The organism is Pedobacter sp. Leaf194 (genome assembly GCF_001423945.1).
Classification (GTDB): Bacteria; Bacteroidota; Bacteroidia; order Sphingobacteriales; family Sphingobacteriaceae; genus Pedobacter.
Map to the genome: position 1 here is coordinate 783,077 of NZ_LMPU01000009.1, position 23,687 is coordinate 806,763.

Here is a 23,687-nt window from a genome sequence, read left to right on the forward strand (position 1 = left end):
CGTTTAATATTTGATAGGATAAGCTATAATTACCCTTGGCGTCCGTACTGCCGGTCTTACTTCGCCTCCAGGAAAAACCAAATTACCCTTCCAGATGACCATAGAATTGGTTACCGCAGGCCAAATGCTGGCGTTAGGATTAATGTCCGCATCAGGATTGATTTTTTTCAGCATTTTACCGCATTGTATCCATTGATCATGATTAGGATTATAGGACAAAATCTCATCAGAAAAACCGGGATGTTTGGCCTTTAAGGACGAGGAAGTTGGGGCTAGTTTCCCATCATCACCTCCAAAAACCAATAAGGTATTATCTTCTGAAGTGTAAGCTGGACTTGGCCCTGCCACAACTGCGTGCGGCAAATCAGCTAATTTTTTCCAGCCTTTTCCAGGTGTAAAGCAAAACGCATCATTTAAGTATTTCCTTTCCAACTGGCCAGAAGTATTTTTGACAAGGTCAGTACCGCTAAAGAGGTAAAATGATTGTCCTGCAACGCCTGAAACGGATAACATTCTGGATGCGCCGGGCCAGGCTTCCAGCTTATTCCATTTACCACCTTTTCCAGATACATCATAAGACCAAAATACATTCGCTGTCTGTTCTGCATCGGGAGTAAATAAACCACCGGCCAGGTAAATAATTTTGCCTGATATCGCTCCGGTAGCATTTGCCAGCGGCTTTGGCAAATCTGGCAACTTTTCTAACCTTATTGATACTCCATCGTAATTAATAGAAAATACCGCAGCAGAGTGACCCTTTTCATTACTCCCTCCAATACAAATTAATCGGTTGTTGGAACTGATAGATACCCCATAGCCTAAAGCACTTGGCAGCCTGCCAACAATCTTCCATCGGCCATTAGGCTGATCCAAAACAAAAATTTTATCGCTCCAAACCTTTTTTGATCCGGTCCACGGTGCGCCACCATCCGGGAAATTTGCACCGCCAGCTACGATTAATGCACCACCGGATACACCGCTAAAAGAACCGGCGAAACCAAATTGATCGGGCAAGGCGGGCAGTTGATCCCATTTAAAACGAGCCGGTCTAGGCTTGATTTGAGTGTGCCCTGGAGTAGTGCTCAACATAAGAGTTAAAGAAAATAGGTAAATAAAATATTTCATAGGTACATTTTAAGCGCCATTGTGAACTCGAAGGAGCTTTACTTATATTGCTTAAGCAGCTCAAAAAAGCCAACCGTTTTTAAATCACGTTCAAGTTCAATAAATTTATCTGAAGACAAAGACACCAGTGGTAAACGGGCTTCACCAAGATCATAACCAAGCATCTTCATAATTGCCCTTTGTGCAGCAATAGATGGATGTTTGATGATACACCTGATAAAATCGACTACCCTCGACTGTAAATCCGCAGCCGCATCAATTTCTCTATTTCTAAACAATTTTATAATCTCCAGATAAACGGGTGCCGCAAAGGTATATGTGCTCCCGATTGCACCAACCGCGCCAACAGCAAGTGCACTCAATAGCATTTCATCGTAACCAGAGAGTACTTCAAATCTTCCGTTCTCATAATTCAGGCAAGCTTGAAGCTCGTGAAGTGTACTCGCCGTATACTTTATTCCAGCCAGGTTTGGAATGCGTTTCCCGCCTTTGGCTAAAAAATCTACCATATCCATCCCTACACCAGTTAAAGCTGGCATGTGGTAATAATAAAATGGTAATTCTGGCGCTGCCGAAGCAATTTGTGCCATACAATCAACAAGATTTTCCACTGATGTGGGTTTAAAATAAAAAGCGGCTACCGATGAAAATGCATCGGCGCCAATTCTAGCTGCATGCGCCGCTAATTTCTGGCATTCTTTAATGGAAGTATGGCCAACATGCACAAGCACTAAAATTCTTTTTTTTACTGCTTTAACGTAAGCCTCAGCTATAGCCATCCGCTCTTCCACAGTCATATTTGGTCCCTCACCATTGGTGCCGCAAATGTAAACCCCGGCAACTCCGTCGGCAATAAGCTTATCAACCAATCGAGGGATTATAGTCAAATTTAACGATCCATCTGCGTGATAAGCCGCGAAAGTTGCAGCAACTATGCCATTAATTTTCATATTTTCTGTGTTTTTTTTGAGTTAAAAAAATTCGGGTATTAATTGTTTTGCCGTTTTTCTGGCGGATAAAACTTCATCCTCAGAAATCCATTTGTATGGCCATCTTAATTTAGTCGGGATTTTAATGTAGCCCCCAACCGCGGCTAGAAATTTATCTAAAGCCGGATTTGAATACCCACGTTTTTGATAAGGAGCGATACAGCGGTCAAAAAATTTCAGGATGTTATTTTCGATCCTCAGGGCTTCCTCGAGATTACCCTGCGTCAGTTCCCAACATTTTTGAGCAGCAACCGGATTTATACAGGCTACATTGGAATATGCACCGGAAGCTACACCGGACTCAACACCTTTTGCAAGAAAGTGACCTGGGACAAAAATGGCAAGGTGACTGGCAAACGCTTTCATCTCCATTACCCACTGCTCATCTTTACTTAAAACTTTAATTCCAATTAGGGATGGAACTTCATTTTTAAGCTTAAAGTAATCCCTAGGCTTCAATTCTAATTTTGCATGGGGTGGGTTGTAAAGCACCAAAGGGATTCCCTGAGCATAACTTTCCATTTTTTTTAAAAAACTGATCTGTTCCTCATCATTGGTTATCACCCAGTCCGGTAAAATCAATTGTACTGCGTCAGGATTTAAATGGGCAATTCTTGTCAACCTTTCTAAAGAGATAATTGGAGCGGGGTGACTGCATCCAATTTGAAAAGGTGTAGAAGTTTGGTTGCATTTTTCTGCCAAAAGCAAACTGATCTGATCAAATTCTGCCTCTGTTTGATTATGAAACTCACCTGCCGTTCCATTTGAATATATTCCATCAACGCCTGCATCAATCAAGCTGTCTATTTCATCTTCCAGTAAAGCAAAATCTATCGATTCGTCTGGCTTAATCGGCAACAATAATGTCGCCCAATTTCCCTTTAAGGTTTCAGCAGTCAATTTGTTCATTAGTCTTGGATTAAAGATCTGCCTCAAAAGCCTCAACCTCTGCAAATTTCGTTTTGCCTTTAACCAGCTTTCCCAGTCGTGGCTTTCTATCATTATAAACTTCAACAGCGTCTGCATCCGCATAACGAAGAAATAAAATGCGTCTATCTCGATTTTCCGACATGTTTCCATCTGATTTATGAAGCATCCAACAGTTAAATATTAAGCCATCGCCCGCTTTAATTTCCATCGGAATGGCTAGCTTATCATCTGCATTCACAATGATTTCAGATTGGCTCTGCTTTTGGTCCACATTTTGTTCCACGCGGATTTGTCCGGCTTTGTGGCTTCCCGGAATTAACCACAAACAACCATTACCCCGATCGGTATCATCTAAGGCAGTAAGAGTCGTTAAAGCATTATAGGGTTCGAGCTCGCCATAACCATTATCCTGATGCCAACCAAATGGTTTGGTATTGCCTTTCATTTTAAAGGTGAGTTGAGAGGTGGCGCCTTTTACATTCGGCCCAATGATTGCTGAGGCAATTTCGACTAAAGGTCCTTCAAAATAATATTTTCTAACTGTAGGGGCCTGATGGTGGATATTCACCAGTAAAGCATTTTGAAGCCAGCTTTTATTTGGATCAAAAGATTCCTTTTCCTTCCTCCATGCCTCCATGCACTCGGTCTGGATTTGTTTTAAGCCCTCATGCTTTAAAACACCTTTAATTATCAGATAGCCATTTTCCTCGAAAAAGCTTAACTGATCTGGGGTTAGTTTTTGGAAATTAAATAAATCTTCGCTTTGCATAAACTTTAAATTAATAGCCAGGAGTTTGAACCAAATTTGCATTGGCAGCCAAAACAGTTGTAGAAAGCGGCCAGAAAAGCGGAACCGTTTTACCCCTTAAATTTGGAACATAGGTGTAGGCATTTATAGTGCCGCCGAAGTGGAAACGAACAATATCGTACCAGCGCTTATTTTCGAAAAAGAACTCACGACCACGCTCATCGAAAATTGCCCGCTCTAATGCTGTTTTATCTGTCCCACCTGCATAATTACCAATTCCAGCCCTGTTTCTAACTTTGTTTAGGTAAGTAATGGCTTGAGCTGAATTATTTAATCCGGCGTAAGCCTCTGCCTCAATCATAAATATGTCTGCAAGTCGAAACATAATTACATCGTTATCCGAAATCCGGTCGTCTGCATACTTAGTACCCGGTAATTTCGTAATCCAGGCACTTTTTTGAGTTGTACCTTGTCTTTCAATTATAAAAGTTGATGGCACCCGCTTATCATTAACCAAGCCACTAAAAAGCGAACGACTTTCTTTGCTGATCTGATAACCGCCTTGGCCATTTACAGAGGTAAGCGCGTATGCGATGCTATCCAGGTTCGATGCATTTGAAATGGCAGTCAAAAACGGTAAAGCATTTAAACCATAGTTTGCGCCATTTTCATCACGATTGTAATACGCTGACATGATTACCTCAGCATTTGCCCTTGTGGTAGTTACATCTTTAAAATTTGGCAATAAGGATACACCAGAAGCTTCTACGGCAGCAGCTGCAGTTAGTGCATCATTAAAATCTGTTGCTCCCCCAGCCAAAACTTTTGCACTCCATAGTTTTGCCTCAGCCTTTAAAGCTTGCGCCGCACCAAAAGAAAATCTATATTTCGATAGATATGTTTTTTCCGGAAACAAGCTGATCGCAAGGTCTAAATCCGCAAAAACCTGTTTCATCACCTCAGTTGCTTTCGCTCTTGGTAAAAGTGGAACAGTATCATCTGTAATGGCTTCAAGCATTAAAGGAGTATCACCAATTATCCGCACCAGATAGAAATATGTATACGCTCTTTGGCAAAGTGTTTCAGCCTTTAAACGGTTTTTTAGCGCCTCACTTGAAAAAGAAAATTGATCAATTTTGTTAAGTAATAAATTGCAATTACCAATCGCCCTGTATTGACCATTGTAATTCAATGCACCTACTGTAGGGCTCAGAATCTGAGACCAAACCGTCGTAAGCCGACTATTTGTTCCGTTAATTAATTCTTCACTTCTTTCCGTACCATAGGTGATTGAATTTGCAAAGGCTCGAATTGAGGTGTAATTTCCGGTCACATAAGGCTGAAAATCACCCTCGCTTTTGAAATAGACCTGTTCTGTTATTTGAGATTGGGGATTAACTTCCAGTAATTTCTTGCAAGATGAGAAGCCGGTAGCCATTAAAAGGATAATGGATAACAGCGTATATTTTTTTGTCGTTTTCATAACTGTTTAATTAAAATCTTAGTGATGCACCTAAAGTAAATTGCCTTGGTCGAGGATACCCCCCCGGATCAAAGCCGGTATATGATTCAGGATTTAAACCTTTGTACCTGGTTAGATAACCGACGTTCGTAGCGCTGGCAAAAACACTTAAACCTGTAGCACCAATTTTCGACATTAAGTTTTTAGGCAAATCGTAACTCAAATAAATTTCACGCAGGGCGAGAAAATCGCCTTTGGTAATCATTGAAGTTACATCAGAAGCATATGCGCTACCTGTACCCACTGTCGCAGCACCCTGACGGATATAATTTTTCTGGCCAAAATCAGCATCGCCAAAAGAAAAACGCGCATACTTTTTATCTACATCTCCCGGTTTTTGCCAAATATCAGCACCTAAAGCCTCTACCGGCGCTCCTTCATTATAGGCCCTACCCTGGCCTAAAGACCGGGCGAGTGCGCCATCAGAAATTACATGCCCTAAAGCAAAATCCATGTTTACCCTCAACGAAAAGCTTTTATATGTAAATGTATTTTGCATGCCACCTGTTTTGTTAGGTGTTTTGTAACCTACAAAGACCATATCGCGGTTATCGATAATGTTATCATTATTTAAATCTGCAAACTTATAATCGCCTGCTTTTTTACCTACGGTCAGACCCGAGGCTGTTGCAATTTGATCTACTTTACCCCATGCAGCAGCTTCAGCATCTGTAGAAAATACTTTTTCAACTTTCCATGCATAATATCCAAAAGGTCTCTCACCCTCTGCATAACCTCCAACCTCAATTTCTTTTCCGGTGTTTGGGTCCACGACTACCCCACCACCCTGTCTGTTATTGACCCGGCCATTATTTGGTAAGCTGATTACCTTTTGAGCATTGTAAGCAAATGAGAAATTTGCATTCCAGCTAAAGGCGCCAATACTTAAAACTTTTGCCTGTAGTTCAATCTCAATTCCTTTGTTTTGAATGGTCCCGTTGTTAAATGTTATACTCGAGAAAGGAGCTTCTGCTGGAAGCGGCTTGGAATCGATTCGATCTTTTGTTAATTTATCATAAAGGTCTACGGTTAAATTGACTCTGTTTTTAAAAAACCCAGCTTCAACCGCCACATCAGTCGTTTGAGTGGTTTCCCAACGCAGATTAGGATTTGATAGATTAGCACGTTGAATACCTGAATTCTGCGCATAAACTGCTGCTGTATAACTGCCATAAGTGTCGGTCAAATCAAGATCACTCGAGCCGGCCTGGCCCCAGCTTCCACGCAGTTTTAATGTACTGACAACATTTGGATTCCAGAATTTTTCCCTATGAATATTCCAGCCAACGGATGCTGATGGAAATAATGCAAATTTGTTTTCAGGTGCAAAGTTTGAGAAACCATCATTCCTCAATACGCCACTAAATAGATACTTGCTTTGATAATCATAACTTAACTGACCAAAAAAACTAGCTGATTTTGTCTGATTTAGGCGCGTTCCAAAGTTGGTAACATTAGTAACTGTAATACCGTTAACTGTTGTCACAGACGGCTCATTAATGGTCGTAATGTAGTCATTCGTTCCTCTTTGCGAACCAATATCAATTGAGTTACCATCATTTCTGGTGTAGTTGAAACCGGCTAATGCAGTAAAATGATGATCTTCTTTCAAAGTATAGTCATACTGAATGATTTGATCGATCATTAGCTGGCGGGTCATGTTTACGCTTTCGGTTTTTAACCGTGTTGTCGCAAACTGAATTGGATCCGGAAAAGCCTTTCTCGAGAAAATGGACTTATCATCACTGACCAGATAAGAAACAGCAGGTCTGAAATGAAGACCTTTGATAATTGTCCAATCGGCGTCTAATCTTGAAACTATTCTTTCAGTTGAAGCTTTTGTATTATCGTACGCTAAAGTGTGGAAACGGTTCCTTGTTGTCAGATTCTCACCGGTAGTTGGTGACCCATCATCTTTAAAAATTCTGATTAAAGGTGTAATTCGTGTTGCACGAACCAAATCATTGGTATATGCCTCTACATAATTCGGCAATATATTTTGATAATTTAACATTGCGTTAATCTGTAAATTATCGCTTGCCTTAAAACCAAAGTTACCTAATGCACTGTAACGTTTATAGTTCGTTCCCACGAAAGTGCCGGCCTGGTTAATGTAGTTTAAGGATACGTTATATGTTGCAACCTGGCTTCCGCCGTCAATTGCGAAATTATAATTGTTAGTCATGCCTGTATTCCATAGCTGATCCTGATAATTATTATCGGCAAATAAAAGCTTTGTACCAGGATTAATCGGGTCGTCCATTACCTGCCATCCTTTAGATAAAAGATTGTTAACATAATCCTGACCTTCAACGGCAACAATATTATCATATAAAGCAGTCAGGTTTGTTGCGATTCCATACTGGCCTTTTGCAGTGTATACCTTGGTACCGGCAGAAAAGCCTCCATTATTCAAAAGGGTATTTTTATCTATCAAATCACTGGTATTCTTTGCAGTTGTTCTCGCCAAGGTCAGGTAATCCTTCGCGCTCAGATAGTCATACAAGCGAGCAGGCGTTTCCCAGTTTGTTCTGTAATTAAACGTAATATTTGCTTTTGAGCCAAATTTGCCACTTTTGGTTTTAATTACAATCACACCATTTGCCCCACGGGCGCCATAGATTGCAGTCGAAGCGGCATCTTTCATTACTTGTAAAGATTCAATGTCATCAGGATTTATATCTTTCATGGTTCTAAAAACCCCGTCAACAATAACAAGGGGACTGGAAGCATCTGAGCTCTGCACCGGATCACCACCAGAATTTCCAGTTCCGGTTCCATAAACATTGAGTTTCGAGCCACCGCGGATAATAATGTTTGTTCCTGCAGAACCGGGCTGTCCATTTGAAAGCGGGATGGATACGCCAGCAATCTTGCCTTGAATGGCTGCTATTGGACTTGCGTTAGCCGTATTGATGAGTTGCTTCGCATCTAATTTAGAAACCGCCGCTGTCGTTTTTTCCCTCGATTGTTGTACATAGCCAACAATTACAACATCCGTCAGTGATTGTGCATCTGAGTTAAGCTGTACGTTTTTTGTACCAGATTCCGTAACCTTTAGTTCTTGCTCGATATAACCAACATAACTAAAAATGAGGATTGAGTTTGCGGGAACTCTTAGCGTATATTTTCCATCAACATCCGTTACCGCACCAATGGTCGTACCCTTCAATTTGACACTAACACCCGGCAGGGTTTCTTTTTTCAATGCATCCGAAACGACCCCCGATACCTGAAGGTCGTTTGTTTGCGCCATTCCCTGAAAGCCACAGAGGTTAATTGCAGCGGTAAGGAACAAAAATAAAATTTTTCTCATAGTTTTTATTGTATTTATGTACTACATATTGATTAGTGATATGTTTAACAGGCTGCTAAAGTTTTTAATTGTTTTTTAAATCGGAATATTTAATGGCTTTGAACACAATTCCCTCGTAAGGTTTTGCATAACCAGCTTCGAAAAAGCAACCAATCGTATTTTTATCAATAATGGAAAGGTCTGAATAGGCTGAAGGCCCCCGATGTAAGACCAGACTGTGATTCCAGGTTTTCCCGTCATTTACACTCATCCTCAAGGTGATGTTTATCCTGTTTTTGTTACTGGCAGGATTGCTAAAGAAAAGTGTTGGTTTATCTTTACCGAAAAAATAGCTTAACAAACTACCCTGGCAGATGGGCTCTATCAATGTGGTATCCACGTCTACATTGCTCCAGGTATCTCCACCGTCGATACTTGTAGCAGTATGTCTTGTTTTAATCGCACGGTCCCCATTTCTCATATTTAGCATTAGACGTCCGCCTGAAATCTCTGCAACAGTTGTCTCATTCATTTTATCCTGTAGTGTATTGTTCCCCAATTTCCAGCTCTTGCCGTGATCGTCAGAATACATGATATGCGCAAAATTCTGATTGGTTGCAGACTCAATATGGTTAATTGGAACTACCAGCCTACCAGCATACTTTCCTTTTACAATTTGCACGCCATGGCAGGGACCGGTCGCATACCAGGTCCATCCAGGCTTTTTTACCTGAGCTGTAATTTCTGTTGGTTTCGACCAGCTTTTGCCATCATCAGAAGAGGAAAGTGTATAAACATGACGGCCATCTTTCGCAGAACCATCTACAATCTGCTTCTCATGATCTGTACCCAGATTCCAGGTAGAGATTAGCCAGATTTTACCGGTACTTTGATCTTGCAGGGGCACGGGATTGCCGCAGGTATTTGTTGAATCGCTCCAAACCAGGTTCATTTTGCTCCAGGTTTTACCCTTGTCTGATGATCGCTTTACCACCAAATCAATATCACCTGAATCGCCACAATTTACTCGCCTAGCTTCAGCAAACGCAAGTAAACTACCACTTCTGGTGTAAATTAAGGCCGGAATCCGAAAACAGGAGTAACCATCCTCTCCAGCTTTAAATATAAAATTAAGACTGTCAGATTCAGAATAATTGGACGCAGATGCGCTAATAGATTTGCAAAATAAGATAAGCAAAAGAAAGCAAAGCACTCGGCGAATCTTCTTAAGACTTTCGTTAGAGGTATACATAGCTTAATGGTAATTTGGTTAGTGCAATCTTATTTGTATTGCATAAAACAAATGTAATAATAAATAGTTATGTAGTACATAAAAAACAAATTTATTTTTTTATGGCCTCTAAACGGTCAAAATGCGGTTTCAAGTGATCATACATTCCATTTCTAAAATCATCTTTAGTTCCTGACTTTAATATTTCGACCAAATCCAGGTGGGTTACTTTGCCAGAAACGAATTCGTTTTCGAGTTGAAGTACAAAACCGAATACTGGTAAAAGCATGTGTTGAAAACGCTTTACGGTATCGTTTCCTGCCATTTCATAAAGTTTGCCGTGAAAGGCTATTTCATTAGCAATTCTGAAAATTTCTTTATTTTTTTTCTTTTCATTATTTGCAATCATCTCAAGTTCGTGAATGCTTTGATCATTAAGGTTTAGGTATAAAACATCGGCAAGGCCCATTTCTAAAATTAAACGAAGTTCAAAGAGATCTTGAAGTGCATCAGCACTGATAATTAATGGATCCAGAACACGCTCAAAACCACCTAAAACATCCGGGCTGGATAAAATCATTCCCCGTTTTTTCTTCGTTTCCACCATACCTAGCATTCGCAGGCGGCTCAATGCTTCCCTTAACACGTTCCTGCTGACGCCCAATGCATCAGCAAGTTCTTGTTCCTTTGGTAGCGCATCACCAGGCTTAAATGATTTCTTTTTAAAATAATCTCTTAACCGCATTTCTACCACATCAGCCATTGTATCTGATGAAATTTTGTCGAGATCCAAACTTAGATCACCTATTATCGCCATAAAAATAAATATTAGAAACCTTCAAATATAGTCGATTTTATGTAGTACAAGAATAAATAATGTAGTCCAAAAATACTTGAGTGTAAAGTATAAGCATAATTAATATGTACTACATATTTACAAAATAATTTTTATTTTTGTGAAAACCAAGTATATGAGAAAATTATTTCCTGCATTCATGCTAATGATAATTATGAGTCATGGTCTTTCCGCACAAACTGTAGTAAAGCTTTACAAGAAAGTTCCAAATTCGATTTCTTCTGATTTAGTTGAAAAAACAGATACCTCCAAAAACGGAAGGATAACAACTAAAAATGTAACTGAACCTACGCTTACCGTTTTCCTGCCTGATAAAAATATTGCCAGCGGTGCGGCCGTGGTTATTTGTCCGGGTGGAGGATATTCTTATTTAGTGATGAATAATGAAGGAACTGAAGTTGCCAAAGAATTTAATAAAAATGGAGTGGCAGCTTTTGTTCTAAAATACCGCCTTCCGAATGATATGATTATGAAAGACCGTTCTATTGGACCACTTCAGGATGCAGAACAAGCGATAAAAATGGTTAGGGAAAATGCAACAGCATGGAATATTGATACCGCAAAAGTTGGGATCATGGGCTTTTCCGCAGGGGGGCATGTAGCTTCAACCGCATCAACGCATTATACGGATGTCGTGATTGACAATCCAGCAAAAACGAACTTGCGTCCTGACTTTTCGCTTCTAATTTATCCGGTAGTTACCTTTCAGGACAGCATTTTACATAAAGGATCAAAAAAAGCATTAATTGGAGATCAGGCAAGTCGTGAAAAATCCATGGCGTTCTCCAATGAGCTTTGGGTTAACAAAACCACACCACCCACTTTCCTGATTCACTGCACGGATGATAAAGTTGTGCCCGTTGCCAATTCAATAAATTATTATCAGGCACTGAAGAGGAATGGTGTAAAAGCTGAAATGCATATTTATGCAACTGGAGGGCATGGATTTGGAATGAATAACCCCTCGCCCAAAGATAAATGGATGGAGCAATGTTTGGCTTGGTTGACAGAAATGAAGATGATTAGTAAATGAAGGTGAAAGAGGCTATAATTTAACGGTTTTTTTGAAGCATGCAAGTATTAAAAATGGGTAACCCGGGTCCGTTTGCGCGTATGCATTTCAAAAAACGCCGGGTAAGAAATCAAGCGGGTTAAAGAAATCAACCCAACTAAAAATTCTGTAAAGACTATAAGGCCAGAGCAATCTGGGTTGACAGGTTGAGCAAAGAAAAAACATCGGTTAACTAGAAAAAACAAATTGTCGACTAAAATGACAAAGCTTGATTAAGAAATTTCTTTTGTGCAACCCTCAGATTCCCAATAGAAACAAACTGCTGTTAGCGAATCAAAAATTCATACTTTACCACCGGATTCTGTACTTCAGAAGTCTCCCTCTCAAACCACCCAATGGAAAACCTTAACTATGTCGACGATAATGCCCGATTAAAAGCCGCATAAGAACTGATGATTTGCACTTTGATAGTCATTATTCACTAAAGCAGAAATCGCAAGAAATCTGAACTTAGAAAAACTATCTCGGAAATAAAACGTATAATAAAGTACCGATGTTAAAAACCAGTAAATATCTTTTTCCCTCTGAGATTAAGGCAGGTCAGATGGCCAGCTATAAAAGGGTTAATCATTTTATTTATTGCCTATCAGTAAAAACGCATTCGGGTATCTTGGTTACGGAAGATTTATGATGAAAATTTTACTTGTGTGCGGCCCTGGCATCTCACTCAAAGAGCCATATGACAGCGGCATCGAAGCTTTTATAGTTTCCTTTGCAAATCAGCTTATTGAAAATGGTCACATTGTCGAGGTTCTTGCTGCAAAAGCGGGAGCTCACGCTAAATTCACACTGGTAAACCCCTTTGATGAAATAGATAAAGAAAGTGTACATGCAAAACAAGAGCTTATTGAACAACGGCAATTCGAAAATCTTGATTTAACAAGGTATGATATAATACACTATAACATGTTCTATCCGCATCTGCTGGAATCCGGAATGAAGTTTAAAATACCGTCATTTCTTACCTTACACTCTCCGGCTGACGAAAAACGGATAGCTGCGTACAGAAAAATATCACAATCTAGCAATTTGATATTCATAGCCATATCGGACAGAGTCAAGCAGCAGTGGGACCAAGCACTTGATAAAGATGTTGCGCTGGTTTACAATGGCATTGACATGAATCGCTGGCCAATAACCAATGCGCAAGACCGCAGCTATTTGTTGTGGTCGGCACGAATAAACACCGAAAAAAATGTCGCTGCTGCAATTGCGCTCGCCCAGCACCTGCGATTGCCGCTGAAAATTGCGGGCAGAATTGTTGATAAAAAATATTTTGAAATGGAGGTAAGGCCCCAACTCAATAGCGAGGTTCAATATATCGGTCACCTTACCCAGCTTGAACTAAGCGAGCTTGCAAGAGGAGCGCGGGCTTATCTTGCAACTGCGACCTGGCCGGAACCATTTGGCTTAGCAGCGCTGGAAATGTTGGCGACAGGCATACCAGTCATTGGCTTCAGTACTGCTGTTCCTCCGAATTGGAAACATCCAAGCGTTATGACAACTGAGTCAACCCGCTGGCAGGATTTAATTGAGCTCGTTGAGAAGAGTGATACTGTAGCGCCTGAACTTTGCAGAGCATTTGCATCGGATATGACTATTGAACTTATGACCTCATCCTACACTAAGATTTATCAAGAAACACTAATGAAAGATGGTACAAATAAAGAAAGCAAATTAAAGTGCGTAAGTAAACTAACTGTCCAAGAAGACGGCAACGATATTGAGTCCGGGGAATGAAAATTGCAGTTATAGCCAAAACAAGACTCCCGATAGCTGAGCCCTTCCGGGGCGGGCTTGAAGCGTTCACCCATTCCCTGTGTGAAGAATACCTGAAGCTCGGGCATCAGATCAATTTATTTGCCCACTCGGACAGTGATCCGGAACTAAACGTTAAGGGATTTTATGGCAATGAACATCGCGAGGACAGGTACTACGACATTTATGAGCATGATGAATACCTGTCGATTCTTAAAACTATTGAACAAAGCGACTTTGACATTGTGCACAACAATTCAACTCATGAACTGCCTGTTTTATGGGCAAAGTCCGCTACTATTCCGGTAGTAACGACGATACATACGCCGCCAATAAGTAAATTGAAGGCCGCAGTAAAAATTTGCTCTGATGGTGCGAATATGCATTTCATTCTGCCCTCAAAATCTTTTCAGTCCATCTGGTTACCGTATACGGGCGATAATTCTTCAGTGATACATAATGGCGTGGATTTGTTAAAATGGCCTCTAGCCAGAATAAGCAGAGACTATTTATTTTGGTTTGGAAGAATAGTTCATGATAAGGGTTTAGACATTGTAATGGATGCTGCCCGCGAGCTGGAGATACCCCTAAAATTTGCCGGCCCTCAGGATGATAAAAAATATTTTCACGAGCAGATTAACCCGCGAATTGGTGAGCACGCGACATACCTGGGGCACCTTGACCAGGCAGGTTTACAAAAAAACATGAAGGGCGCCGCCGCGGTAGTATCTGGAGTCAGGTGGGAGGAGCCATTTGGTCTGACAAATATCGAGGCAATGTCTTCCGGCGTTCCAATAGCCGGGTTCAACAGGGGCGCTTTTTCTGAGTTAATTAATGCCGATAGCGGAACTGTTGCCAAACAAAATACTGTTCACTCGCTGGCTCTGGCAATTAAAGATGCTATTCCTCTGGAAAGCAAAAAAGTAAGGCACCGGGCAGAAACATTTTCATTGAACAAAATGGCGCTGGGCTATATAAAATATTTTGAGGAACTGCTATGAAAATTCTCCTTGTTGCCGGACCGTTTATATCTCTTCGTGAGCCCTATAACGGAGGTACCGAAGCATTTATCGTTGAGCATGGAAACGAATTGGTGCGCATGGGCCATACAGTGGATGTGATAGCAAAAGACGCGGATGAAATTAATCTTTTTCAGATAATAGAATTTCGCGAAAGTCCCCTAAGCATGAAAGATGAATCATATAGACCCTGCCCTGAATGGCTCGGGCAGCAACAATACCAGAGCTTCCAATTAGGGGTGATGGATGTCAGTAGTTATGATGTGATACATTATAATTCTTTTATACCTGAGATTTATGCAGTTGGAGCACTACTTAAAATACCTGGCGTATTAACATTTCATCTCCCGGTGAGCGAAAAATTTGCCTTAATGTATAAGTTTTTTCTCAACCACGCACCTGTGATTCCCATTGGCATCTCTGAACGGATGGCGGAGCAATGGAAGGTAACCCTGGGGAAGGATGTAAAAGTCATTTTAAATGGTGTACCCTTGCAAAAATGGAAGTTACATAAACGGAATGCGAATGGATACCTATTATGGAGTGGCCGTATCACAAGAGAAAAAAACTTGCAGGCCGCAATCGCCCTAGCCAATGATCTGAAACGCCCCCTTAAAATCGTCGGGTCTATCTTTGATGAACGATATTTTAATGACTGCATTCGTCCACAATTAAATGGTCATATCGAATACATTTCGCATGCAACTCAGCAGCAATTGCGCGGGCTGATAGCAGGTGCATCGGTATACCTGGCGACCGCCAGCTGGGAAGAGCCTTTTGGCTTAAGTACTGTGGAAATGCTTGCTAGTGGCTTAGCAGTTGTCGGGTTCCAGACCGCAATACCTCCGGAGCTCCGTCATGAAGAAGTCTGCATCGCCGTTGATTCGCAGGATTGGCGCGAGCTTAGGAATCCCTTAATAGCCGCAGAAAAATCAAAACCCCAGGCGTGCCGAAACTTCGCAGCCCAGTTTGATGTGAAAATAACCACACGCTCTTATGTCGAGCTTTACAAACACATCACCAACAAACTTATTGAGGAATGAAACCTGTACTATTCTATTATGTCCATGCCCATGGGAAGGGTCACCGCGCAACGTTTAGCATTCTATATGCCGAATTATCGGCATTTTTTGAAGTAGTCGCAGTGACGACAAACAGTGAAATTACAAAATATATACAACATCATTTTGGTGCAAAGGTAGTTGAACTGCCAAAAAAGTATCCGGCAGACTTTACCATTCCCGAACATACATTCTCGAAGCCTTTCGAAGTTACACCATATGCCCTCGAACCTGCACTAAGGGCAAAGTCACTAGCCGAAGCACTCGCTCGATACCAACCCAAAGCTTTTTATTGCGATGGATCGCCCGAGCTGGCAATAATGGTTCGGGGTATGGGAGTTCCTGTGGTTCTGGTGCACCTGCATGGAAACTGCATGAGCGATCCGACTCAGGTTTTTGCCCATCAACTCTCGGACCGAATCATAGCGCACTTCCCTGTTGGAATGGAGCAGTCGGACTACCGGTTTGGTGCTAAAACCTTTTATAGCGGTTACATTTCAAAGTATGCTGTTTCGCACGCTGAGCATAGCACGCTGACTGACAATAATAATGTTACAATAGTTTTAGGTTACGAAAATTACGATGAATCAGTGTTGCAAAACATTACCAGGGATAAAAACTTAACATATACCATTATTGGTGATAAGCGGGCATATAACCTGGGCAAAAACTGCAGGCTTTATGGGCAGGTTAAAGACATAGCCGGTTTCGTTCACGGAAAAATCGTAATCTGTGCAGCAGGTCAAAATACCATAGCAGAACTCTTGTCACTTGGCAAGCGATTAATTCTGCTTCCTGAACCCAGGCCTTATGATGAGCAGGCTATACATGCAGCAGTATTGGCTAGAAACAACGTAGTTTTGTTAGCAAATGAAGCATTTAGCAGTGACCAATGGCGAAATATTATTGAAAGGGCAAAAACCTTTACCCCTGAAAGCAGTAACTTATTTAATTTTAATGCTCCCGAATTGATAGCAAAAAAAATGCGAAAATGGTATGCCTGATTTTAGTATAGTTACGATTGTTAAAGGAAGAATGAAGCAGCTGAACAATCTCCTAATTTCTGTAAGAGCCTCTACAGTTCTTCCATTCGATGTTCAGATTGTCTTTATGGAACCGCAGGATGATTGGGTAGCTCCTGAGGGATTAAATGTTCATATTCAAATCCTCGAAAACGGTGTCGGATTACCGCTGGCTGCAGGCCGGAATCTCGGATTTTATGCCGCCAAAACTCAGAATATTATTTTCATAGATGTAGACTGCATCATTTCCCCAAGCCTGTTTGAAAACATGCTGAAGGTCCTGGAGGCAAAAAGGATAATTTCGGCCTACCCTTTATACTTGCCAATAGTGCCGGATTCGGGAAATTATGAAGAAATAAAGCATCTTGCCGTCCCGCATCCCTCCCGGGAAAACATTCCGGCTCTCCAGCCAACTGACCATCTTCAATTCTGGTCTTTAATATTTGCAATACAAAAACAGGGTTTCAAAAGCATTGGCGGCTTCGACGATACCTTTAAAGGATACGGCGCTGAGGATACCGATTTCGCAATGAAATTTCATCAGGCAGGGGCTAAATTAATATTCGTAAGGGATTACGTATTACATCAATACCATGATAAGTACGACCCACCCTTAAACCACTTTGATTCCATTATTGAAAACGCGAGACGTTATCGGCTAAAGTGGAATGCGCTGCCCATGCTACGATGGCTAAAAGGGTTCGAGAAGATGGACTTGATACAAATCGACCCAGCAGGGGTCATTACTATCCTGAAGCAACCTACCCAAATTCAAATAGAAAACTGCCTTTCTTCTGAACCTTATTAAGCGATGAATTCACCATAACCCTTAAGGGTTAATAGTATTACAGTATTTGCTAACCTGAAGTTTCTTTAGTAATCCCATGAATAGGCCCGGCAAAAATTTGAATATAAGCAATTAATTTTCAAGCCTTATCCAATTGGATCATTCCACTTCAGCCCCTGCCATTTCTGAGATTTGACGTTCGAGCTTATTGAAGTCTAAAATTCGTAAAAGAAATGCACTTGCCAGCATCAGCAAAGCAAATATTGCAAAGGAAGCTTCCCAGCTGAAATAAGACTTTACCGGGGCAATGAGTGCGGCGCCAACCATAGACCCCAGTGCACCTATTGTCATATAAAATGTGAACTGACTGGCAGAGACCTTTTTTGAGCAGCATTGCATTGCAATCGCAAATACCCCGATTTTTGCGAAAGCGTTTACCCACCTATAGATGACGATGAAGCTGTAGAGAAAAGGAACCCTGGTCCAGAAATTATTCAAAAAAACCAGTAGCAACGTTTCCAGACAAATAAAAAAGAAATAGGAATATATCATTTTCTTTTTCCCAAACCTGTCAATCAGCCATCCTCCCGCCAATATCCCGAGTATGCCGCCGGTAAGGTCTGCTATCGAGAAAACATGGGCATAGTAAACATTTGTCCAGCCACTCACCTTAACTGCAAAAATTGGCAGCAATTTTTCGAAATAATTATAAGCGCCCTGAGAGGTAAACAGCAAAAGTCCGAGTAAAAATGAATTTTTCAGGCTAAAAGCGAGATAAAGTGATTTTACCATGGCCCGCCAGCTGTTGATCTGAAGTTTCTCATTACTGTTATCCGGCTCACCTGAGCTCCATGGAAAGAGCCTTTCCATGCGTCTTTCGCGAAGCAGTAGAGGGACAAGCACTACAACGCCAATAAGAAACGCAATGGCAAGCACAGAAATTCTAAAGTTATAGGCTGTCAGCAGCCAGGTGCCAACTGTCAGCGCGAAAGAGCTCCCGATCATCCGGGAGCCATTCATGTAGGCATTTGTTTTGGCCTGTTCTTCAGCCGGGACAGTGTCTACTGCCAAACCATCTGTGGCGGCATCCTGTGACGCACCGAAAACAGACACGATGAAGCCACCGATAACGAGCAAATGTACATTGCTCAGTGGATCTGGGATAAATGCAAATCCAGCCATACTCAGAAACAGCCCTGTCTGGCATATAATAACCCAAGGCCTCTTACGACCCATTGGCAAATAGGTATAACGGTCCATTAATGGCGCAACAAAAAATTTAAAGGTCCAGGGCAGTGCGCATGCTACATCGAAACTACCAATCTCAACAATAGTCTTGTCATTCATGGCCATCCATGCGGGAATGCCGATGAATAGCGTCCCCATCGGTAATCCTTCAGCGAAATAGAGCGCAATAAAGTTGAAATACCTCAGCAAAGCGCTATCGGCCAGTGCCGGTAATCGTTGTTTGCGAATCAGTCCCATTTAATTGTAAATAGCAACTTTAGTGAACTGATCTGGTAGGGGCTTTGGAACATTCGGGTTGGTGTTAATTTCGGTTTGGGGATAGATAAAGCGCTCAGGTTTTTTCGAGCCGGTATTTAAGGGAATGGGTAATTCTACTATGGGCGACACAGATGAAAGTCTGCGATAGTCGTTAAATACTTCATACTGCATTAATAATACGATATACCGCTGAGTGATAATCTCATAAAGCAAAGCGGTCTGAAGATTTCCGGCCTTAGTCGGATTGGCCAATCCGGATGTATTGAAATCAGCCAGCGTATAAGGCTCATATTTTCTTCCTGCGGAAGGCAAGTTCCTGCCATTAAATGAACCGCTTGATAATTTGAGGCGGACGCTATTCAAAGCAACCAGAGACTCGTCTAGAAACCCCAGTCTTGCTTGTGCTTCAGCAAGGATTAACTGATTTTCAAAAAAAGTCAGTATAGGATGTGAGGCATTAGAGACGAAAGCACCATCGACCGTGTTGGGATCGAGGCTCCCGGTAGCGGTAATACCGGTTTTGAAAAAATAGCTGAACAGGGCTGTTTCATCTGTTTTGGAATTTGCAGAACTGATTCTGCTATTCATTAATCTCGGAAGATAAGCCCCATCAAACCCGGTATCTCCAGGTCTTGATACAGCGAAGAAATCATAGTTCTGATTCATATCCACACCAATACTGTTTCCATGTGGGACAAGTGCATCACCAGCTGTGCCTATCCCCAGTTTAGCGCTTTCCACTGCGGCAGGGAAATTGCCTAGATGAAGATTTAACCTGGCTTTCAAGGTATTTGCCGCTGCCTTCCATTTACCGACATCACCTTTGTAGATAAAATCCTTTGTCGGAAAAGCGGAGCCGCTCGGTGCAGAAAGATTTTTAACGGCATCATCCAAAAGCGATAGAAGCGCTTTATAAACGCTCTGCTGCGTATCAAAAATCGGCGTAGGATACTTTTTCCCGTCAAAGGCCTGACTATAGGGCACATCACCGTACAAATCAGTTACCTTTTGGACGGCAAGTACTTCCAGAATCTGGCCCAGTCCCTTGCCCCACTTGTTACCGACAGAATCGGCCTTATCCTGAATCAGCCTGGCCTGCCCTGCTACGGAGTAGATGTTGTTCCAGGAAAAATTCTGTGACGATACAATATACTGTGCATAACCTAAATGTGCCCTGTTAAGTCCGTTAAGCTGTCCTGACCACATACATGCTATGCGCACATCGGTATCCTCATGTAATAATGAAATGCCCAACAACGTTCCGCCAAAAAGGGTTGGCAAGTCGATATTTGTAACCGCATTTGGGTTATTGTTTATCTCAGGCTGGTCAAATAACTTCTTGCACCCTGAAAGGAGCAGTGAGCTGAGAAAAATGAGGACGAATATTGCTTTTATGTTTTTCATAATATTTACAGCTGTATTAATATTTTACCTGGATAGAAAACAAAACAGATTTTGTATTTGGATTGGTAAACCAGTCTTGCCCACGGGCTAATCCTGCGCCTGAGATGTTAACTTCTGGGTCTGTGCCAGTGTAATCGGTCCACAAAATGAGGTTTCTTCCAGAAATGCTCAGGTCAATACTGGAAAGCGCAGAAATGAATTTAATTGATTTAGCATCAATCGAATACCTTAAGGTTACCTCACGAAGCCTCGAGGTACTCGCGTCCTCAACAAACTGTTTATAAGACGCTGAATTCGATGCAGAGCCTCTACCTTGCCACCACGCTTGGTTTATTGCGACTGGCCCAGCGCCAAAATCGCGGATCTGTCCCTGAAAAGACGTGCCTGCAGCTATCAGGTTACCGTTTACATCCTTAAGTCCACCCAGCGGCGCGATAACAGTTCCGCCCTGGTCGGCATGGGTACCAATACTGTAAAGTGAGCCTCTTGTTCCGTTGAAGAAATCGTTGCCGGCAACACGGTCAAACAAGAGAAATAAGGAGAGCTTTCTATAAGAAAAGGTACTGCCTATGCCACCCTGCCATTTAGGATTAGGATTGCCAATAATTTCATTGCTGATCCCAGCTTGCGGAAAGCCGTTTCCATCAAGAACATATTTGCCGTTATTATCTTTGAGAAAATCTGTTGAATAAAATACGCCAAATGGTTGGCCCGGTAGCAGGGAGGCATTCTGCATGTAACTGTCCGGCAAAGTGTATACAGTTGCACCTGCAAGCGATTTGACAATATTTCTATTTAAGGCAAAGGTTGCGTAAAGATTCCACTTGAATCCACCCACCCGGATTGCGTCGCCATTGACATCAAGCTCCAAACCTTTATTTGAAAGCTCAGCAGCGTTTGTGTTCCGAATGGTGAAACCCGTCTCACTTGGAACATTCAAAGGCAAGATTACGTCCTTTGTGCGGTTTGTGTAGGCTGTTGCTGAAATGCTTAATCTACTGTTAAAAAGACGCAAATCCAACCCAATCTCACGTTCGGTCTTTCGCTCCGGACGCAAATTATCATTGCCTTCAGTTAAGCTTCTGACATAACCTCCCCCATAAAGTGAACTTACAGAAGACAGGCCCCGTGTGAAAGTATCTCCATATACCGCCGGATTAAAGGAGGTAAAATTCAGATAAGGTTGAGGTTGAATTCCGACCTGACCCCAGGTCAGCCGAAGCTTGGCAAAATTCAAAAAAGGGAGGTCATCAAGGCCTTTAATTTTAGTGAGCTGCCAGGCCAGTGCCGCAGAGGGAAAGAAGAAACTACTCTCGGCATTTTTGCCGAAACTGGAAGCACTCTCAGATCTACCCGATAGCGTCAGATACAGCATATTATAAGCCTCGAGATCTGCTTGCGCGTAATAGGCATAAGTGCGGATTAGCGCATTGTAATTACTCGCCGACAAGTTTGAGTTAAGGGCATTGGTAAGGATGTCAGGGGCGGTAGGAACGATTAAGTTAGAAATCGCATCAGACTGTGTTGTTCGTCGCCTGCTGTTGTAATTTACGCCAACAAGTAAAGTTCCGGCCAGGTCATCGCCAAAAGTTTTCTTCGCTGAAGCAAATAAGTCAGTATTAAACTGCTTTTCTGAAATTTGATTCTTAGATAGATAGCCGTTTAAAAACAATGCAGCATTCCTGGCAAATCTTTCGGTTCTATCATCCACATAATTATCGATTCCTGAGCGGCCGGTTATATTAAGCCAGGAAGCAGGCATAATGTCAAGTTCAACGACTCCTGTCAAACGGTCGACGTTACTGCTATTCCTATTGTTATTTATATTCCAAACCGGGTTTGAATAAATCGTCGATAAATCCTTCCCTAAGGGATTACGGTAAGAAATGTGCGCTTTCTGCAAGACTTCATTGGAAACATTTGTGTAAGTCCCCTGATATAAGGCATTATTAAAATCTGCAGGCGTTCTGGTAGCGCCCAGTAATAAACCGTCAACGTTATCACCCTCCTGGACGCGGAGCGATTTAACCTTTGTATAACCGACGTTTACTGATGCTTTCATCCATGAATTTAACTTGCTGGCAGCATTTATGCGAGCAGAATTCCGATCATACTCACTGAAAGACCTTATAATTCCGTCCTGGCTCAAATTGGCATAACTAAAAAATATGTTGGATTTAGCATCGCCGCTGCTAAGCGTTAGTGAATTATCAATAAAGTGGCCGGTCTTGAAAATATCGCCATATCTATCAAATACGTGACGGTCATTTTTACCCCCGTGAGGGTTGGCTGCATTACCAGCCTGAACAGCATACCTAAGACTCCCATCTCCAAGCAAGGTATAGCCTTGATATCCTTTAGCCGTGGGTTCGGTAATGAAAGCGTCAATCCCGCCCGTCCTGCCTGATATAAGATCCCCAAAACTGAGTTTGTCTCCCTGATTATAAAAGCCTAAAGACCCCTGTCCGTAGGTATTTTGAAGGCCGGGAAGTTTATTTACCCTATCCAGCGATAGCGTTGACTTGAAAGCAATATCAACTTTGCCGTCTGAATTTTTTCCCTTTTTAGTGGTGATGATAACAACACCGTTTGCAGCCCTAGTTCCCCAAAGTGCAGCAGCCGATGCGCCTTTGAGTACTTCCATGCTTTCAATATCTTCGGGGTTCAGATCATTAATCCGGGATTGCTGAATGATACCGTTTCCTGCAGCAGTACCGCCGTTATCGCTGGAATTGCTCACTGGCATTCCATCTAGGATAAAAAGTGGCTGGGCATTTCCGTTGATGGTATTCTGGCCTCTAATCTGAATATAGCCACCGGACCCCGGGTCGCCGCCATTTCTGGTGATTAAGACGCCGGAAACTTTACTGCTCATCCCTGTTAGTAATGTCGTTTCTCCTGAACTGGCGAGCGCGCTGCCCTTTACGATTGAGATGGATGAACCAAATTTATCACGCATAGTTTCCACACCAATCGCGTTGATAATCACCTCTGAAAGCTGTTTTGCATCCGCTTTCAGCGTAACATCGAGTATTGCCAGATTACCTATAACCTGTTTAAATTCAAGCATGCCTACTGCAGAAAACACAATCGTTGCGGTAGGTCCGGGACTGGAAATCCGGTAATGGCCATCCCGGTCAGTAACTGTGGCGGCAGATGTTCCCTCAATGTTAACAGTCACTCCGGGAAGCACAGATTTTGTCTGAGCATCAGTAACCGTTCCTGAAACAACCTGTGCAATCAAGGCGTGGGAAATGAAAAATAATAAAGTAAATAGTAAGGGTAGCTTTTTATTCATAAATAGGATTTAACACGCGGAAACAAAGAACTATTGTAATTAGCGTCGATAATCTAAAACATTT

General features: G+C 42.0%; 17 protein-coding genes. 6 read left to right on the forward strand and 11 right to left on the reverse strand.

What is annotated here, in order from left to right; genetic code table 11:
* Nucleotides 1–3 precede the first annotated feature (3 nt).
* From ASG14_RS13805 to ASG14_RS13840, 8 genes are all read right to left on the reverse strand, one after another.
* Entirely contained in the window at nt 4–1,125 is a 1,122-nt protein-coding gene (locus tag ASG14_RS13805; RefSeq protein ID WP_200940344.1) for a galactose oxidase, read from the reverse strand.
* 38 nt (nt 1,126–1,163) lie between these two features.
* The gene (locus ASG14_RS13810) at nt 1,164–2,075 is read right to left on the reverse strand and encodes a dihydrodipicolinate synthase family protein (RefSeq protein WP_056871620.1); all 912 of its coding nucleotides are present in this window, start codon (nt 2,073–2,075) and stop codon (nt 1,164–1,166) included.
* A gap of 21 nt (nt 2,076–2,096) precedes the next feature.
* Entirely contained in the window at nt 2,097–3,023 is a 927-nt protein-coding gene (locus tag ASG14_RS13815; RefSeq protein ID WP_056871621.1) for a dihydrodipicolinate synthase family protein, read from the reverse strand.
* A gap of 10 nt (nt 3,024–3,033) precedes the next feature.
* Nucleotides 3,034–3,813 carry a phytanoyl-CoA dioxygenase family protein gene (locus ASG14_RS13820; protein WP_162238746.1) on the reverse strand — a complete coding sequence of 260 codons (780 nt, stop codon included), beginning with the start codon at nt 3,811–3,813 and terminating at the stop codon, nt 3,034–3,036.
* A gap of 10 nt (nt 3,814–3,823) precedes the next feature.
* Nucleotides 3,824–5,275, reverse strand: a complete 1,452-nt coding sequence (locus ASG14_RS13825) for a RagB/SusD family nutrient uptake outer membrane protein (RefSeq protein ID WP_056871623.1) — start codon at nt 5,273–5,275, stop codon at nt 3,824–3,826.
* Nucleotides 5,276–5,285: 10 nt separating this feature from the next.
* The gene (locus ASG14_RS13830; RefSeq protein WP_056871624.1) at nt 5,286–8,630 is read right to left on the reverse strand and encodes a SusC/RagA family TonB-linked outer membrane protein; all 3,345 of its coding nucleotides are present in this window, start codon (nt 8,628–8,630) and stop codon (nt 5,286–5,288) included.
* Between the two features lie 64 nt (nt 8,631–8,694).
* A complete protein-coding gene (locus ASG14_RS13835) occupies nt 8,695–9,861 on the reverse strand; it encodes an exo-alpha-sialidase (protein WP_056871625.1) in 1,167 nt (388 codons plus the stop codon).
* 91 nt (nt 9,862–9,952) lie between these two features.
* Complete coding sequence (locus ASG14_RS13840) at nt 9,953–10,657, reverse strand: FadR/GntR family transcriptional regulator (RefSeq protein ID WP_056871626.1); 705 nt, start codon at nt 10,655–10,657, stop codon at nt 9,953–9,955.
* A 154-nt stretch (nt 10,658–10,811) separates the two neighbouring features.
* On the opposite strand from ASG14_RS13840, the gene ASG14_RS13845 reads away from it, so the two are divergent.
* The 6 genes from ASG14_RS13845 (at nt 10,812) to ASG14_RS13870 (ending at nt 17,436) form a co-directional block, all read left to right on the forward strand.
* Nucleotides 10,812–11,729 carry an alpha/beta hydrolase gene (locus ASG14_RS13845; protein ID WP_056871627.1) on the forward strand — a complete coding sequence of 306 codons (918 nt, stop codon included), beginning with the start codon at nt 10,812–10,814 and terminating at the stop codon, nt 11,727–11,729.
* 666 nt (nt 11,730–12,395) lie between these two features.
* Nucleotides 12,396–13,508, forward strand: a complete 1,113-nt coding sequence (locus ASG14_RS13850; protein ID WP_157274932.1) for a glycosyltransferase — start codon at nt 12,396–12,398, stop codon at nt 13,506–13,508.
* Entirely contained in the window at nt 13,505–14,527 is a 1,023-nt protein-coding gene (locus ASG14_RS13855) for a glycosyltransferase (RefSeq protein WP_056871629.1), read from the forward strand. Before ASG14_RS13850 ends, ASG14_RS13855 begins: the two co-directional genes overlap by 4 nt.
* The gene (locus ASG14_RS13860) at nt 14,524–15,588 is read left to right on the forward strand and encodes a glycosyltransferase (RefSeq protein ID WP_056871630.1); all 1,065 of its coding nucleotides are present in this window, start codon (nt 14,524–14,526) and stop codon (nt 15,586–15,588) included. The genes ASG14_RS13855 and ASG14_RS13860 overlap by 4 nt, the downstream gene beginning before the upstream one ends.
* The gene (locus tag ASG14_RS13865) at nt 15,585–16,610 is read left to right on the forward strand and encodes a glycosyltransferase (RefSeq protein ID WP_056871631.1); all 1,026 of its coding nucleotides are present in this window, start codon (nt 15,585–15,587) and stop codon (nt 16,608–16,610) included. The genes ASG14_RS13860 and ASG14_RS13865 overlap by 4 nt, the downstream gene beginning before the upstream one ends.
* Nucleotides 16,603–17,436 (forward strand): glycosyltransferase family 2 protein, encoded by an 834-nt coding sequence (locus tag ASG14_RS13870; RefSeq protein ID WP_056871632.1) that lies wholly within the window; start codon nt 16,603–16,605, stop codon nt 17,434–17,436. The genes ASG14_RS13865 and ASG14_RS13870 overlap by 8 nt, the downstream gene beginning before the upstream one ends.
* A 138-nt stretch (nt 17,437–17,574) precedes the next feature.
* Here the strand turns inward: ASG14_RS13870 and ASG14_RS13875 are convergent, their stop codons facing one another.
* From ASG14_RS13875 to ASG14_RS13885, 3 genes are read right to left on the reverse strand one after another with little or no spacing between them, the layout of a single operon-like run.
* The gene (locus ASG14_RS13875; protein ID WP_056871633.1) at nt 17,575–18,900 is read right to left on the reverse strand and encodes an MFS transporter; all 1,326 of its coding nucleotides are present in this window, start codon (nt 18,898–18,900) and stop codon (nt 17,575–17,577) included.
* Entirely contained in the window at nt 18,901–20,325 is a 1,425-nt protein-coding gene (locus ASG14_RS13880; protein ID WP_056871634.1) for a SusD/RagB family nutrient-binding outer membrane lipoprotein, read from the reverse strand.
* A 16-nt stretch (nt 20,326–20,341) separates the two neighbouring features.
* Entirely contained in the window at nt 20,342–23,623 is a 3,282-nt protein-coding gene (locus ASG14_RS13885) for a SusC/RagA family TonB-linked outer membrane protein (protein ID WP_082491583.1), read from the reverse strand.
* Between the last annotated feature and the right edge of the window lie 64 nt (nt 23,624–23,687).

What these genes read in the sequence shown, in the direction of transcription:
- ASG14_RS13885 (WP_082491583.1), bottom strand. Translation starts at nt 23,623, where the DNA reads ATGAATAAAAAGCTACCCTTACTATTTACTTTATTATTTTTCATTTCC.
- ASG14_RS13865 (WP_056871631.1), top strand. Translation starts at nt 15,585, where the DNA reads ATGAAACCTGTACTATTCTATTATGTCCATGCCCATGGGAAGGGTCAC.
- ASG14_RS13850 (WP_157274932.1), top strand. Translation starts at nt 12,396, where the DNA reads ATGATGAAAATTTTACTTGTGTGCGGCCCTGGCATCTCACTCAAAGAG.
- ASG14_RS13845 (WP_056871627.1), top strand. Translation starts at nt 10,812, where the DNA reads ATGAGAAAATTATTTCCTGCATTCATGCTAATGATAATTATGAGTCAT.
- ASG14_RS13875 (WP_056871633.1), bottom strand. Translation starts at nt 18,900, where the DNA reads ATGGGACTGATTCGCAAACAACGATTACCGGCACTGGCCGATAGCGCT.
- ASG14_RS13840 (WP_056871626.1), bottom strand. Translation starts at nt 10,657, where the DNA reads ATGGCGATAATAGGTGATCTAAGTTTGGATCTCGACAAAATTTCATCA.
- ASG14_RS13830 (WP_056871624.1), bottom strand. Translation starts at nt 8,630, where the DNA reads ATGAGAAAAATTTTATTTTTGTTCCTTACCGCTGCAATTAACCTCTGT.
- ASG14_RS13810 (WP_056871620.1), bottom strand. Translation starts at nt 2,075, where the DNA reads ATGAAAATTAATGGCATAGTTGCTGCAACTTTCGCGGCTTATCACGCA.
- ASG14_RS13870 (WP_056871632.1), top strand. Translation starts at nt 16,603, where the DNA reads ATGCCTGATTTTAGTATAGTTACGATTGTTAAAGGAAGAATGAAGCAG.
- ASG14_RS13855 (WP_056871629.1), top strand. Translation starts at nt 13,505, where the DNA reads ATGAAAATTGCAGTTATAGCCAAAACAAGACTCCCGATAGCTGAGCCC.
- ASG14_RS13835 (WP_056871625.1), bottom strand. Translation starts at nt 9,861, where the DNA reads ATGTATACCTCTAACGAAAGTCTTAAGAAGATTCGCCGAGTGCTTTGC.
- ASG14_RS13825 (WP_056871623.1), bottom strand. Translation starts at nt 5,275, where the DNA reads ATGAAAACGACAAAAAAATATACGCTGTTATCCATTATCCTTTTAATG.
- ASG14_RS13805 (WP_200940344.1), bottom strand. Translation starts at nt 1,125, where the DNA reads ATGAAATATTTTATTTACCTATTTTCTTTAACTCTTATGTTGAGCACT.
- ASG14_RS13880 (WP_056871634.1), bottom strand. Translation starts at nt 20,325, where the DNA reads ATGAAAAACATAAAAGCAATATTCGTCCTCATTTTTCTCAGCTCACTG.
- ASG14_RS13820 (WP_162238746.1), bottom strand. Translation starts at nt 3,813, where the DNA reads ATGCAAAGCGAAGATTTATTTAATTTCCAAAAACTAACCCCAGATCAG.
- ASG14_RS13815 (WP_056871621.1), bottom strand. Translation starts at nt 3,023, where the DNA reads ATGAACAAATTGACTGCTGAAACCTTAAAGGGAAATTGGGCGACATTA.
- ASG14_RS13860 (WP_056871630.1), top strand. Translation starts at nt 14,524, where the DNA reads ATGAAAATTCTCCTTGTTGCCGGACCGTTTATATCTCTTCGTGAGCCC.